At 71.0% G+C, this 13,849-nt stretch carries 15 protein-coding genes; 6 read left to right on the forward strand and 9 right to left on the reverse strand.

Going from position 1 to position 13,849, the window contains the following annotated elements; genetic code table 11:
- Positions 1 to 2: 2 nt before the first annotated feature.
- Positions 3 to 1,487 carry a flavin-containing monooxygenase gene (locus UO65_RS16475; RefSeq protein WP_233427621.1) on the reverse strand — a complete coding sequence of 495 codons (1,485 nt, stop codon included), beginning with the start codon at positions 1,485 to 1,487 and terminating at the stop codon, positions 3 to 5.
- Between the two features lie 91 nt (positions 1,488 to 1,578).
- Entirely contained in the window at positions 1,579 to 2,463 is an 885-nt protein-coding gene (locus UO65_RS16480) for a class I SAM-dependent methyltransferase (RefSeq protein ID WP_035283445.1), read from the reverse strand.
- Positions 2,464 to 2,699: 236 nt separating this feature from the next.
- On the opposite strand from UO65_RS16480, the gene UO65_RS16485 reads away from it, so the two are divergent.
- Genes UO65_RS16485 through UO65_RS16495 form a run of 3 tightly spaced genes read left to right on the forward strand, consistent with a single transcriptional unit; the run spans position 2,700 to position 5,942 of the window.
- A complete protein-coding gene (locus UO65_RS16485) occupies positions 2,700 to 3,917 on the forward strand; it encodes an aminotransferase class I/II-fold pyridoxal phosphate-dependent enzyme (RefSeq protein WP_035283447.1) in 1,218 nt (405 codons plus the stop codon).
- A gap of 7 nt (positions 3,918 to 3,924) precedes the next feature.
- On the forward strand, positions 3,925 to 5,154 hold the full coding sequence (locus tag UO65_RS16490; protein ID WP_035283448.1) for a beta-ketoacyl-[acyl-carrier-protein] synthase family protein: 1,230 nt from the start codon (positions 3,925 to 3,927) through the stop codon (positions 5,152 to 5,154).
- Positions 5,151 to 5,942: a MaoC/PaaZ C-terminal domain-containing protein gene (locus tag UO65_RS16495; protein WP_052021254.1), complete on the forward strand. Its 792-nt coding sequence runs from the start codon at positions 5,151 to 5,153 to the stop codon at positions 5,940 to 5,942. Before UO65_RS16490 ends, UO65_RS16495 begins: the two co-directional genes overlap by 4 nt.
- Positions 5,943 to 6,005: 63 nt before the next feature.
- Here the strand turns inward: UO65_RS16495 and UO65_RS16500 are convergent, their stop codons facing one another.
- A complete protein-coding gene (locus UO65_RS16500; protein WP_233427624.1) occupies positions 6,006 to 6,818 on the reverse strand; it encodes a helix-turn-helix transcriptional regulator in 813 nt (270 codons plus the stop codon).
- 56 nt (positions 6,819 to 6,874) lie between these two features.
- Here UO65_RS16500 and UO65_RS16505 point away from each other — a divergent pair, with 56 nt between their 5' ends.
- From UO65_RS16505 to UO65_RS34675, 3 genes are all read left to right on the forward strand, one after another.
- Positions 6,875 to 7,741, forward strand: a complete 867-nt coding sequence (locus UO65_RS16505; RefSeq protein ID WP_035283449.1) for an alpha/beta fold hydrolase — start codon at positions 6,875 to 6,877, stop codon at positions 7,739 to 7,741.
- Positions 7,742 to 7,832: 91 nt separating this feature from the next.
- Complete coding sequence (locus UO65_RS16510; RefSeq protein ID WP_084175695.1) at positions 7,833 to 8,216, forward strand: hypothetical protein; 384 nt, start codon at positions 7,833 to 7,835, stop codon at positions 8,214 to 8,216.
- 72 nt (positions 8,217 to 8,288) lie between these two features.
- Positions 8,289 to 8,813, forward strand: coding sequence for a DUF3558 domain-containing protein (locus tag UO65_RS34675; RefSeq protein WP_233427635.1), 525 nt, complete (start codon positions 8,289 to 8,291; stop codon positions 8,811 to 8,813).
- A 57-nt stretch (positions 8,814 to 8,870) separates the two neighbouring features.
- On the opposite strand, the gene UO65_RS38115 is transcribed toward UO65_RS34675, so the two are convergent.
- From UO65_RS38115 to UO65_RS16540, 6 genes are all read right to left on the reverse strand, one after another.
- Positions 8,871 to 8,975 carry a S8 family serine peptidase gene (locus UO65_RS38115; RefSeq protein WP_146241318.1) on the reverse strand — a complete coding sequence of 35 codons (105 nt, stop codon included), beginning with the start codon at positions 8,973 to 8,975 and terminating at the stop codon, positions 8,871 to 8,873.
- Between the two features lie 334 nt (positions 8,976 to 9,309).
- On the reverse strand, positions 9,310 to 10,299 hold the full coding sequence (locus UO65_RS16520; protein ID WP_035283452.1) for an AraC family transcriptional regulator: 990 nt from the start codon (positions 10,297 to 10,299) through the stop codon (positions 9,310 to 9,312).
- Between the two features lie 221 nt (positions 10,300 to 10,520).
- Positions 10,521 to 11,954: a multicopper oxidase family protein gene (locus UO65_RS16525; protein WP_035283453.1), complete on the reverse strand. Its 1,434-nt coding sequence runs from the start codon at positions 11,952 to 11,954 to the stop codon at positions 10,521 to 10,523.
- Positions 11,941 to 12,546 (reverse strand): hypothetical protein, encoded by a 606-nt coding sequence (locus tag UO65_RS16530; RefSeq protein WP_035283454.1) that lies wholly within the window; start codon positions 12,544 to 12,546, stop codon positions 11,941 to 11,943. The genes UO65_RS16525 and UO65_RS16530 overlap by 14 nt, the downstream gene beginning before the upstream one ends.
- The gene (locus UO65_RS16535; protein WP_052021260.1) at positions 12,543 to 13,205 is read right to left on the reverse strand and encodes a DUF6875 domain-containing protein; all 663 of its coding nucleotides are present in this window, start codon (positions 13,203 to 13,205) and stop codon (positions 12,543 to 12,545) included. Before UO65_RS16535 ends, UO65_RS16530 begins: the two co-directional genes overlap by 4 nt.
- Positions 13,202 to 13,843 carry a hypothetical protein gene (locus tag UO65_RS16540; RefSeq protein ID WP_052021256.1) on the reverse strand — a complete coding sequence of 214 codons (642 nt, stop codon included), beginning with the start codon at positions 13,841 to 13,843 and terminating at the stop codon, positions 13,202 to 13,204. The genes UO65_RS16535 and UO65_RS16540 overlap by 4 nt, the downstream gene beginning before the upstream one ends.
- Positions 13,844 to 13,849 lie beyond the last annotated feature (6 nt).

Below are 13,849 nucleotides of genomic sequence, written 5' to 3' on the forward strand. Positions count from 1 at the left end.
CCTTACGCCTGAGCCGTGATGGGGCTCTGCTCGCCGATGAGCGTGGTGACCTGGTAGGACTCCAGGTCGAACTTCTTCGTCTCCTTGCGGAACCGCCAGGTGTAGGTCGGCCAGATCGAGGGGTTGCGGCCGTGCGCGTCCTGGTACCACGAGGCGCAGCCGCCCGCGGTCCAGACCGTGCCCTCCTGGAGCTTGCCCAGCTTCTCGGTGAAGGCCGCCTGCGCCTGCGCGTGCACCTCGACCGAGGCCAGGCCGCGGGCGTCGATGACCTTCAGCGCGTCGAGCACGTAGTTCAACTGCGCCTCGATCATGACCGTCTGCGACGAGTGCCCCAGCGTGGTCCCCGGGCCGAGCAGCATAAACAGGTTCGGGAACCCGCTCACGGTGGTGCCCCGGTACCCGGTCATCCCGTTCTCGGCCCACTCCTTGCCCAGGGTCAGGCCGTCCTTGCCGGTGATCCGGGCGGCGAACGGGCGCTCGGTGGCGGCGAAGCCGGTGGCCAGGATGATCGCGTCGACCTCGCGGGTGGTGCCGTCCGCGGTGGTGATCGAGTTCGGGCCCACCTGCGTGATGCCGTCGGTGATGAGCTGGGCGTTGTCGGCCTGGATCGCCGGGTAGTAGTAGTTCGAGAACAGCATCCGCTTGCAGCCGACGGTGTAGTCCGGGGTGAGCTTGGCGCGCAGCTCCGGGTCGGCCACCGACTTCGCCAGGTGCTTGGCGGTCATGCCGCCCAGGGTCTTCTCGGCGATCGGCGGGCGGGTCATCATGAACGCCAGGACCTCGCGGCCCCACTGGTTGAACCCGCGGCGGAAGCTCTGGTAGCCGGGGACCTTGCGGAACATCCAGCCCTTGAGCTTCGAGGTGGGCTTGTCGTTCTTCGGGCCGATCCAGGCGGGGGTGCGCTGGTGGACGTGCAGCTCGCCGACCTTCGGCTGGATCTTCGGCACGAACTGCAGCGCCGAGGCGCCGGTGCCGATGACGGCGACCTTCTTGCCCTCCAGGTCGTAGTCGTGGTCCCACCGAGAGGAGTGGAACATCGTGCCCTGGAAGTCGGTCAGACCGGCGATGTCCGGCACCACCGGTTCGGACAGGTAACCGGTGCCGGTCACCAGGACCTGCGAGGTGTAGTCCCCTGCGGTCGTGGCGATCCGCCAGACCTTGGCCTCGTCGTCCCAGTCGGCGGAGACGACCTCGTGCCGGAACCGGATGTGCGGGCGCAGCCGGAAGCGGTCGGTCAGGTCCTTGAGGTAGGTGAACAGCTCGTCGCGGGTGCCGAAGGTCTTCGACCAGCTCGGGTTCTGGGCGAAGGAGAACGAGTACAGCAGCGCCATCACGTCGCACTCGGCGCCGGGGTAGCTGTTGTCGCGCCAGGTCCCGCCGACCTCGTCGGCGCGGTCGAAGAGCAGGAAGTCGTCCACGCCGGACTGCTGGAGTCGGATCGCCATGCCCAGCCCGGAGAAACCGGTGCCGATGATCGCGACCTTCACGTGGGGGGTGCGCTTTCCGTTGCCGCCACTGGAGGTCGGGCCGGCCGGAGAGTCGATCGTGGAGTCGGTGATAGTCACGGCAGACCAGTCCTCAGGCGTTGCGGTGCAGGACGATGCGGAAGTTGTTGAAGACCTTGTCCTCGAGGGTGTACGCGAAGATGTCCAGGTAGCGCTCGAAGCGCTGCACGACCTCTTCACCGACCATCCCGACGGCCTCGGGGCGGCGCTCGGCCAGGTTCTCCAGCCACGCCCGGCAGGCGCGGGAGAAGGTCTCGCGCTCGTTGCGCAGCTCGATGATCTCGAACTTGCCCTCGAACGACTGCACCAGCTCGTTGGTGTGCGGGATGTAGCAGCCCTCGAACTCCTCGCGCTGGAGGAACTTCAGGTCGTCGATGAGCTGGCGGGTGATCCGCGGCGACTCGATGGTCATCATGTGCAGGACCAGGCGACCGCCCGGCTTGATCAGCGAGTGGCACTGGTTGAAGAAGGCGCGGAAGCGGTTCACGCGCTCCTTCGGGGTGAGGCTGGACAGGACGAAGTGCTCCAGGGCGTTGACGCAGAACGCGGCGTCGTAGGGCTCGTCGGTGCGGTGGTCCTCCCAGCTCTCCACCTTGATCTCGACCTTGTCGTTGCCGAGGGAGTCGACGTACTCCTTCTGGCTGCGGCTCAGGGTGACGCCGACGGCCTTCTGCACGCCGTGCTTGTCCACCGCCTGGGTGAGCATGGTGCCCCAACCTGAGCCGATGTCGAGGACCTTCTTGGCGCCCACGGCACCGGCGGCCTCGATGAAGGCGTCGAGCTTGCGGTACTGGGCCTCGTCGTGGGCCTCGCGCAGGTCCTCGCCCTCGTACCAGTAGCCGCCGGAGTACATCATCGCCGGGCCCAGGATCAGGCGGTAGAAGTCGTTGCTGACCTCGTAGTGGTGGCGGATCGCGTCGACCTCGGGGTTGATCTGCCGGGTTTCGAGGGTGGTCATGGTGGCCTTCTTCCTTGTCGTGGCTCCGGGGCGCGGCTGGCGGCCTCCTCAAACTGGGGATGAGGTAATCGCGGTGGGCGCAACAGCCGCGCAAGTCCGGAAACCGCCCCCCGTTGCGCTCCTGCCAGTGGTGAGACGCGTGAACACGTCTTGCGTCGGACTTGCAGCCGGTGTCGTAGAACAAGCCTCGACGAGGTTTCAAGCGGTCTTGCGGAACCCACGGTGAGGAGAGGCATGTGAACGACTCAGTTGCGTGGCGACACATCACGCCGAAGGTTGAGGCGATCAACCATCGGATCAGGGAGCTGGAGTGGGAGCCCGCCCGCCGCAACAACTTCGTGGCGTACACCCCGGAGGTGGGCACCCCGTACGTCCACCTCGACGGCGAGCGGTTCCTGATGATGTCCGGCTACGGCTACGTCGGCCTCAACGGCGACCCCCGGGTGCTGGAGGCGGCCAAGGCCGCGGTCGACACCTACGGCACCGGCACCCCCGGCGTCCGCGCGCTGGCGGGCACCGTCCCGCTGCACGAGGAGCTGGAGGGCGAGATCGCGAAGTTCTTCGGCCGCGAGGGCGCCCTGGTGTTCAGCTCCGGCTACGCCGCCAACGTCGGCACCATCGGCGCCCTGGTCGGCGCCGGGGACACCATCTTCCTGGACAAGCTCGACCACGCCAGCATCGTCGACGGCGCGCAGCTCAGCGGGGCGAAGCTGACCCGCTTCCGGCACAACGACCCCAAGCACCTCGACAGCCGCCTGGCCGCCGCCGACAAGTCCGGCACGCTGCTGGTCATCGTCGACAGCGTCTACTCCATGGACGGCGACATCGCCCCGCTGCCGGAGCTGCGCGAGGTCTGCGACCGCCACGGCGCGCTGCTCATGGTCGACGAGGCGCACGCCCTCGGCACCATCGGCGCCACCGGCCGCGGCATCGAGGAGCACTTCAACTACGAGGTCAAGGCCGACATCAAGGTCGGCACGCTGTCCAAGGCGGTCCCGTCCAACGGCGGCTACCTGTGCGGCTCGGAGGCGTTCCTCCAGTACCTCAAGCGGCTGGCCCGGCCGTTCCTGTTCTCCGCCGCCCTCAACCCGGCGGCGGTCGGCGCGGCCCTGGAGACCATCCGCATCCTTGACCGGGAGCCGTGGCGGGTCACCCACGCGCAGACCGAGTCGGCGCGGTTCCGCTCGATCGTGCAGGAGGCGGGCTTCGACACCGGCCTGTCGCAGACCGCCGTGGTGCCGCTGATCGTCGGCTCCGACGAGAACGCCTGGGACTTCGCCACCGCCTCGCGCAAGGCGGGCGTCATCGGCCTGCCGGTGATGACCCCGGCGGTGGAGAAGGGCCGGGCCCGGCTGCGCATCGCCATCACCGCGGCGCACTCGAAGGACGACGTGGACGCGGGCGCCGAGGCGTTCATCACCGCGGCCCGCCAGCTCCGGCTGATCGGCGGCTGAGGCCACCATGGGCGCGACCGAGATCGCGGTCACCGGCCTGGGTGTGGTCACCCCGGCGGGCTCGACCGTGGACGACTTCTGGACCAACGTGGTGGCGGGCAAGTCCATGGCCGCCGACCTGGTCACCGACGAGGACATGAGCAAGATCGGCACCCGCTTCGGCTGCGCGGTGCGCGGGTTCGACGAGGTCGGCATCCTCACCAAGAAGGAAGCCCGCCGGATGGACCCGTTCGCCCGGTTCGGCGTCACCGCCGCCCTGGCCGCCTACCGCGACGCCGGTTCCCCGCAGCCCGACCCGGCCCGCACGGCCATCGTGGTCGGCAACGCCGTCGGCGGTCGCCAGACCACCGATGCCGAGGTCGGCAACTACTTCCTGCACGGCCCGGCGAAGGTAAACCCGCTGCTGCCGCTGGTGTCGATGCCGAACGCGGCGGCGGCCCTGCTGGCCATGCGCCTTGGCTGGCACGGCCCGGCGCTGACCATCGCCACCACCTGCGCCAGCGGCGTCGACGCGATCGGCCACGCCATGCTCATGCTGCGCGACCGCCGCGTGGACGTGGTCATCGCCGGCGGCGCCGAGTCGACGCTGAGCCCGGTCACCCTGGCCGCGTTCAACAACCTCAACGCCGTCTCCTCCCGCAATGACGCCCCCGAGCTGGCCTCGCGCCCGTTCGACGTCGACCGCGACGGCTTCGTCATGGGCGAGGGCGCCGGTTTCGTGGTGCTGGAGCGCCTGGAGGACGCCAAGGCCCGCCAGGCCCACGTGTACGGCCTGGTCTCCGGCTACGGCTCCAGCGCCGACGCGTACCACCTGGCCATGCCCCTGCCGGACGGCTCCGCCGCCATGGCCGCCATGCACGGCGCGATCACCGACGCGGGCCTGTCGGTCTCCGACATCGTCCACGTCAACGCGCACGGCACCTCGACCCCGCTCAACGACCGCGCCGAGGCCCAGGCCCTGGCCAAGGTCTTCGGCCCGGCAGGCCCCCCGGTCACCTCCATCAAGGGCGTCATCGGCCACCTCATCGGTGCGGCGGGCGCGGTCGAGGCCATCGCCACCCTGCTGACCCTGCGCGACGGCCTCATCCCGCCCACGGCCAACCACGAAACGACCGAACCCGGCCTGGAGATCGACGTGGTGCACAAGGCACCCCGGCAGATCACCCCCGGCCCCGCCCTGTCGAACTCGTTCGGGTTCGGCGGCCACAACGCCTGCCTGGTGGTGAGCCCCGCATGAGCCTGGAATCCAGCTTCGAGCACGAGGTCTCGGCTGCTGAACTGACCGAGTTCCGCTCGGTGGTCCGGTCGCCGTTGGGCTCCGGTGCCGAGGGTGCGTCGCCGCTGCACGCGTTCGTGCTGGCGCACCGGGGTTTCGACCTGACCTTCGACAAGCTGGCGGTCACCGGGGACGTCTCCCGGGTCCACGTCAGCCAGGAGATCACCGTGCACCGGCCGCTGGTCGCCGGGGAACGGGTGACGGTCACGACCGGGGCCCTGGGCGGCAAGCCCGAGGGGGCCGGGGTCCGGATCGCGTTGCGGGGCGTCATCGTGGCCGAGGACGGCACGGTGGTCGCCTCCCTGGTGACCGGCGCGATGCTCTCCGGCGCCACCGGCCCGGAGGCGTTCGGCGAACTGCCCCGCTACCCGATGCACCGGGGGACAGGGGAAGCCGTCACGGTCACCCTGACCATCCCGGAGGACATGGTCCCGCGCTACGCGGTCGTCGCCCACGACGAGAACCCCATCCACCTGGACCCGGAAGCCGCTGCGGCGGCGGGGTTCCCGGGGGTGATCGCGCACGGGATGAGCGTGCTGGCGGTGGTGACGGAGGAACTGGTCGACCGCTTCGCCGATGGGGACGCGTCGGCGCTGAAGGGGATCGGAACGCGGTTCTCGAACCCGGTCCGGCCGGGGGTGCCGCTGGAGGTGACGTTCCAGCCCGGGGAGAACGGGGTGGTGGCGTTCACCGTGCGCACGCCGGAGGGCATCGCGCTCAAGGCCGGGTGGGCGCAACTGGCTGTGTAGCGCGGAACCGACGATGACACCGGACGGCCTGGCGGCTGTTCGGTGTTGTTGTCGTCCCCGGGGTCAGCGGTATTCGGTGGGGGTGCAGCCGGTGAGAGCGCGGAAGTCGCGGTTGAGGTGGGGCTGGTCGGTGTAACCGCAGCGGTGGGCCACCTCGGCGAGCGGCGGGGCGGAGGGGTGGTTCAGGAGGGTGACGGCGCGGTGCAGGCGGGCGATCCGGGCCACCGCCTTCGGGGTGAGGCCGACCTGCTCGCGGAAGCGGGTGCTCAGGTGCTGCCGGGTCCAACCGATTTCGTCGGCGACCGCAGCCACCCGGGTGGGGGCTTTCGCGGTCAGGAGGTGGAGGGCGCCCCGGATGGGACGGCTGAACTCGGGGCCTGTTCGGAGGTGGGTGCCCAGGTGGGTGTCGAGGGTGGTGAAGCACGTTCGCCAGTCGGGGGCTTCGGCCAACTGCTCGGTGAGCAGTGCGGTGTTGCCCAGCAGGTCGGACAGGGGCAGGACGGCGTTGGCCAACTCCTTGAGGGGGAGGCCGAAGAGGGCGTGGGCGCCCGCGGGGGTCAGGGCGACGATGATGCCGCGGTTGGCGCCACCCTGCTCGATCACCAGGGGGCGGTCGCGTAGGCCCATGACGGGGGAGGCCGGGAAGTCCGCGCCGCCCGGGGTCCGGCGCAGTGGCGGGGCGGCCAGGTCGATCGTCACGGTGACGGCGCCCAAGGGGGCGATGCGCCAGGGAAACGCTTCCGAGTCCGGGAAGTCGTGGGCGGTGTAGGTGAGGACGTGGTCGGCGAGGCTCGGGTGCGGGGTGGCGAAGACGCGCTCGGCCGGAGCCCGCTCGACGTCCCGGCGGGCGACCACCAGCGACCAGCCCGCGTCCACGGCCGCACCTTACCTTCGTCCAATACGGCGCACCGGGGATTTCGTAGGTTCCCCGCATGAGAGGGAATCGACTGGGGGAGTTCAGGTCCGCCCCGGGGCGGGATCGGTACTTCGCCGCCTACGACCTGGCGATGGCTCGGTGTCCGCAGCCGGACGAGGTGCACGACGTGGTGACGGCGCACGGCAGCACGAGGGTGTACCGGTTCGGGAGCGGCGGGGCACCGGTGGTGCTGCTGCCCGGGATGATGGGGACGGCGGCCAGCCACGCGGAACTGATCCCCGCCTTGGGGCCGGTGTACGCGGTGGACACGCTGGGGGAAGCCGGGAGGAGCGTGCAGACCGCCCCGTTCGCGGACACCGCGGACCGGGCCCGGTGCTTGGACGCGGTGTTCGAGCGGCTGGGGTTGACCGGGGTGCACCTGGTCGGGGGGTCCACGGGCGGGTGGCACGCGGTGAACCAGGCGGTGCACGCACCGGGGCGGCTCGCGTCGATCAGCCTGCTCGACCCGACCACGGTGACCTCCGGGTTCGCCCCGGCCGCCCTCGGGTACGGGGTGCTCGGCGGTCTCGTCAACCGGGACTGGGTGTGGCGGCGGTTCCTGCGGTGGTCGGCCGGGGCTGACGTCCTGGACCGGGCGGACGTGCGGCTGGTGTTGGCCGGTATCCGGGAGTACCGCGTGCGGGTGCCGTTCCAGGTGCGGCCCGCGGCGGAGCAGATCAGCGCGCTGTCGGTGCCGGTGCTGGCGATGTTCGCCGCCCGCAGCGCTGTGCACGACGGGGTTGCCGCAGCTCGGTTGCTGGCGGAGCTGCTGCCTGGTGCGGACGTTGAAGTGCTGCCGGAGGCTGGGCACTTCGTGTACCTGCGGGCACCGGATCGGGACCGGATCGCGGAGCGGGTGCGGGGGTTCGTGGAGCGGGTGTAGCGCGGTCGGGGGAATGTTTCGATGCCCGGGACGAGCTGTGGTTGCGGTGGCTATCGTGATGGCATCGGCACGGAGCGTGAGGGGGCTGGCGATGTACATAGACGAGGGCGCGGGGGCACCGCTCGACGCCATCGGCAAGTCGATCGACGCCTTCGCGGGCGCCGCCGCCGCAGGCCAGTTCGCCGTCAACCGGACAGGCGGCGACGCGCTGTTGGCGGCGATCAAGAAGATGAAGGACTGGATCAACGAAAAGCAGGGTGACCTGGGTGCCTTGGAGCAACAGCCGATGCTGGGCAGCAGCAACGCGGCACAGGTGATGAAGCCGTTCATGCAGCAGGTGGCCACCGATGAGCGGGGCTTCATCACCCAACTCATGGCTTTTCGCGAGACCTTGCAGCAGGCCGAGGACGCGATCAAGCAGGCGATGGAAAACTACCGTGAGGCCGATGAGACGAGTGCGAGCAAGTTCGCGTGAGAGGGGCGTGGTCTTCCGGTGAGGCGTTCGCTGGCGGTTGTCACTTCCGCTGTTGTACTGCTGGGCGGTGTCGTGGGGTGCTCGCAGGAGACGCCGGGAAATCCTGTCGGGAATGCGAGCGCGACCGGTGCGCCCACCACTGGTGATTCCGGTGAGTCGAGCAGCCCGAGCACGACTTCCTCGGAATCGGGTGGTGGTTCGTTGGCTTCGCTCGACCCGTGCGAGATGCTGACCGATGCGCAGAAGCGCACGTTGGGGGTCACCGGGGAGCCGAAGCCGAACGAAACCACGTCCTCCAAGTACTGCCAGTGGCAGGTGGATGACAACCCGGCTGTTCCAGACGGCTATGCCCTGGGGGTGCTCGTGTTCCCGGAGTCGGGGATCGATCAGGTGAATGCCGTCGGGGAGAAGACGCCGGTGACGGTGGGGTCCCGGCGGGCGATCCAGTCTGTCCGCGCTGGTGGCAGCGTGTGTGCGATCTCGATCGAGGTGACGGCGACCTCGCGGGTGGACGTGCAGGCGTCCGGTGATGATGCGCCTGAGTTGTGCACTGCGGCTCTGGACGCCGCCAAGGTGGTCGAGCCCGAACTGCCGTGAAGCTCGACGCGGTCCCGCGCCGGGAGGGTCACCGGCGCGGGACCGCGGTTCAGCGGGTCACAGGCCGCCGGTCTGGCTGCTCTTGAAGAGGGCGGCCACGCCGACCACGTGCGGGGTGGCCACGGAGGTGCCGCTGATGGTGTTGGTGCCGCCGAGGGACATGTTGGCGACCGATGACGGGCGTGGTTGGCGGTGACCCAGTCCATGCCCGCGATGACGCCGGACCAGGTGCCGCTGCCGCCGCGGAGTCGGACGTTCTCGGCGACACCGTGCGCCGCGCCGCCGATGGTGCCCGCGACGTGGGTGCCGTGGCCGTTGCAGTCGTCGTTGCTGCCGTCGACCGAGTCGTGGGCGTTCTGGCCCCGGCCGGTGAAGTCGGGGTGGGTTGGGTGCCTGCGGTGGCCGATCGTCGACCCCGCGCTTGCGGCCGGACGGCGGTCCGGAACGCGAAATCGCCCGCCCCCGGGACGGGGACGGGCGATCGGCGGCGGGGGGCTCAGCCGACGGCGGCCATGTTCTCCACGACGCCCGCGTTCTCCGCGGCCTGGCGCAGGTACTCCTGGGGGCTCATGCCGCGCACCCGCTTGAACGCGGTGCTCAGCGCGAACGAGCTGCCGTAGCCGACCTTGCGCGCCACCGACCCGATGGTGGCGTCCTGCTCGCGCAGCAGGTCCGCCGCGAGTGCCAGCCGCAGGCTGGTGAGGTAGTTCATCGGTGGTTCGCCGACCAGGGCGGTGAAGCGGCGGGCGAGGGCGGCGCGGGAGACGCCGGAGGCGGTGGCCAGGCCCGCGACCGTCCACGGGCGGGCCGGTTCGTTGTGCAGCATCCGCAGGGCCGCGCCGACCACCGGGTCGTGCTGGGCCCGGTACCACGCCGGGGCGCCCTGGCCGGGTGCGGCGAGCCAGGCGCGCAGCACGCTGACCAGGACCAGGTCGAGGATGCGGTCGAGGACCAGTTCCTGGCCCGGGTCGGTCTTGCCCATCTCGGTTTCCAGCAGTTGCACCAGGGCGCTGTCGCCCGCCTCGATCGGGCGGACCAGGACCTGCGGCAGGGCGCCGAAGAGGCGTTGGCCGATCTCGCGCTGCATCTGGTAGGTGCCGCTGAGCATGACCGTCTCGCCGGTGCTGTTGTCGCCCCAGGTGCGGACGCCGAGGGACTTGGCGTCGCCGATGCCGCGGCCGTCGACCGTGGTGCAGATCTGCCCGGGGGAGATGATCACCTGGACGGGGGTGCCGGGCTTGTCGCTGATCGTGTAGGGGGTGGGGCCGCGCAGGATGGCGATCTCGCCGACGCTCAGCGGGACCGGCTCGCCCCCGTCCGGCATGATCCACGCGCTGCCCCGCACCAGGGTCACCAGCGACAGCGGGGCCCGGTCCTCGATGCGCATCGACCAGGGTTCGCTGAGGATCGAACGGAGCAGGAAGGCACCGCGAGCCCGGGGGCCGTCCAACAGCCCCGTCAGGGTCTCGTCCGCCAGCGTTTGCATCACACCATCCTAGACGGTCAGCCATTGCGCGAACCCCGGGCGCGGTCAGCGTCTCAAGGGGCCGCGAATGGGTCCAGCCACTGCATATCGATCATGTCGGTACCACTTTCAGAGTGCCCTGCCGGGGGCTCGCTAGGGAAGCCCCCCTATCACCGGGCGTGCCCGCCCACTCCGTTGTGGGCGCCCGGATCGCGGCGAACGGGTGACCGGGGTGCGCCCGTTCAGGGCACGATGCGCATCTGCGCCATCATCGCCACCGACGAGTGGTCGACGAAGTGGCAGTGGAACGGGTAGACGCCGGTGTACTCGCTGTCAAACGTGGCCAGGATGCGGACCGTGCTGCCCGGGAGGACGCGGACGGTGTCCTTCGGGTAGGTCTCCCACTCCGGCACCTTCACCCCGTCGCGGTCGAGCACCTTGAACTGGATGAGGTGCAGGTGCAGCGAGTGCGGGATCTGGAACTGGGTGTCGGTGTTGGTGATCTCCCACAGCTCGGTGCTGCCGCGCTTCACGGTGAAGTCCACCCGTTCGGGGTCGAACTGCTTCCCGTTGATGAGGAAGACACCGTTGGCCGCGTCGAAGCTGAGCACGACCTTGCGGGTCACGGTGGGCTTGCGGTCGGCCGGGGCCGGGACGAGGGTGGCGGGCACGTAGCTGGTGTCCGCGTTGAACAGACCGGGGCCTTCGGCCACGTCGAAGCGCAGCAGTTGCTTGGCCGTGTCCACCTCGCCGTCGGCGTTCTCGAGCATGATCTGGGTACCGGCCTTGAACGGGGCGAAGTCCACCACGACCTCGGCGCGCTCGGCGGGCCAGAGCACGACCTCGGTGCGGCTGACCGGCCTGGGCAGGAACCCGCCGTCGCTGGCGACCTGGAGGAACGACGCGCCGTTGCCCAGGGTGAAGCGCATCGAGCGCTCGTTGGAGCAGTTGAGCAGGCGCAGCCGGTAGCGGCGGCGCTGCACGGTCAGGTGCGGCTGGGCGACGCCGTTGACCAGGACCGTGGAGCGGTTGGGCTGGCCGAACAGCTCCCAGGTCATCGTGCCGTCGACGCCCAGGTTCACGTCGCGGAACATCAGCGGGATGTCGTGCTTGCCCGAGGGCAGGCGGAACCGCGACACCGCGTCCTCGACGATGTAGAGCCCGGACAGGCCGCGGTAGACCTGCTCGGCCTCCATGTGGTGGGCGTGGTCGTGGTACCAGAGCGTCGCCGCGGGCTGCCGGTTCGGGTACAGGTAGGTCCGCGACGCGCCGGGCTTGATCACGTCGAGCGGGTGGCCGTCGCTGGCCTGCGGGGTGTTGCCGCCGTGCAGGTGCACCGCGGTGTCGGCGGCGAGCCGGTTGTGCACGTTGACCTGCACCGTGCGGTTGCGCCTGGCCACGATCATCGGGCCGGGGAAGGTGCCGTTGTAGGACAGGATGGGCGTGCGCACCCCGGGCACGATCTCCGCGGTCGACTTGTCCACGGTCAGGTCGTAGACGTCGCGGTCCAGCCGCAGCCGCGAGGGGCGCATCGGGGTCGGGACGGGCAGCGGGCGGCTGAACGCCGCCGCCGACCAGGACGGGCCGAAGACGGTCGCGGCGACCTTCTCCAGGGGCAGGGCGACCACGGCGCCGGTCACCGCGCCGAGCTTGATCACGTCTCTACGCTTGAGCATGGGTCAGGGTCCTTGGTCTTCCGGCCCGGTCATCCGGTGCGGGGTGGTCGGCGGACACCTCGGGGACGGAGGTGCGCCACGGGGGGCCGAGGACGGCGGTGGCCAGGACGGCGCCCACGAACGTGGTGCGCAGCACCTGCACGGCCGACTCCAGCGAGTCGAGCGCCGTCACCGCGCTGCCCAGGGCGGCCCCGGCGACCGCGGCGGTCACCAGGGCCGCGGACAGCGCGGCGAGGGCGGCGAAGACCAGCCTCGGGGTCATCCCGAGAGCGGGCCGCCGCCCGGTGAACAGCCGCCGGGTGAGCGCGGCGGCGCAGGCGATCCCGGCGGCGGCGGGCAGGACCGCCAGCGCCACCAGGCCCACCTGGTTGGCCAGCGCGTCGCCGACCACGTCCGGCGGGGGGACGTACTGGCCCGGCACCGGGCCGTGGTGCGACACCGAACCGGCGAGCGCGTGCGCCTTCGCCGACCCGGAGACCAGGGGCCGCGCGTGCCCGCGCAGCTCCCACGCCGCCAGCGCGGCCACCAGGCCGGCGCCGAGCAGCACGGGCGTTTCCCGCACCCGCCCCAGGGCGTTCCCCCCGCCGCTCACGCCGTCACCCCCACCGGGACGCCGGGCACGCCGGTGGGGCGCAGCCGCACGGTGAGCAGGTCGCGCACCCGCGACGGGATGGCCGGGGCGAACCGGCGCAGGTAGCTGTCCAGGTGCGCCTCGTCGTCGACGACGAACAGCAGGTCGAACACGAGCATCTGCCGGATGGCCAACAGCGGGACCGGTGACACCAGCGGCCGGAAGTCGTCGTTCCACAGCCCCGGTTCGGCGCACACCGGGTGGAACTGGCCGATCATCAGGCCCTCGGCGACGAACTCGTCCTTGGCCGCCCGCTGCACCGCGTCCAGCTCGGTGGAGTCGGTGTGGTCCAGGTGCGGCAGCGCCACCAGGATCGTCAGCAGCTCGCGGTCGGCGTCGGACAGGTCGGCGGCGAAGCGCTCGTACCAGGACCGCAGCGCGGCCACGGTCGCGCCCAGGTCGCCGGTGCGCGTCACGGCCAGGTGGTAGAGCCCCTTGCGCAGCGACGACTGGGTGTACGGGCACACCGGGCCGGTGCGGCCCAGGTCGGGGTGCGGGGAGACGAGGAACTCCTCGCTCCAGTCCAGGACCGTGCGCAGCACGGCCGCGTGCTCGGCGGGCACCTGCCCGCGGGCGACCTCCTCGGCGGAGAAGAGGAGGACGTGCCGGTCGCCGTTCACGCCCCGGACCTCCGCGCCGGGCGCCACATCGGGCGCAGCACCGGGCCGTCGGGCAGCCGGATCTCCGTGCCCAGCGGCGCGAACCCGTTGCGCAGGCTCACCGCGTACCCGCCGGGGGAGCTGGCCTCGACGTAGGTGGGCACACCCTCGGCGTCGGCGCGGGCGACCAGCAGGCCCAGCATCCCGGTCATCCACCCGCCCTGCTGCTCGCCGGGGCGCACCGCGCCGAAGGAGGCGTAGTACTGCGGTTCCTCCGACGGGTGGTGCGCGGCCTGCATCGCCAGGATGGTGAACAGCGCCGCGGTGCCGGAACCGACGGCCTCGGCGAGCCTGCGCTGCACGTCCTCGTCGCGCTCCTGCGCCTCCTCCCACCCGGCGGGGGACAGGTACAGCAGCGCCGCGGCGAAGTCCCCGCCGACCCCACCGACCAAGACCCCGCCGTGCGCCAGCGACAGGTCGACGAAGACCCGGAAGAACGCGGGCAGCGCCGCCGCCCGTTCGACCGGGTCGGGCAGAATCCACGCGGTCAGCGGGTCGTCCTGGAACGCCTCGGCCAGCAGTCCGCACAACCGGTCGGTGTCCTCCGGCCCGCCGGGCCGGATCGTCCGCGCCGCGGTCGCGGGCTCGGTGTAGGTCATGGGGGG

Origin of the sequence: Actinokineospora spheciospongiae, assembly GCF_000564855.1 — a bacterium.
Taxonomy (GTDB): domain Bacteria; phylum Actinomycetota; class Actinomycetes; order Mycobacteriales; family Pseudonocardiaceae; genus Actinokineospora; species Actinokineospora spheciospongiae.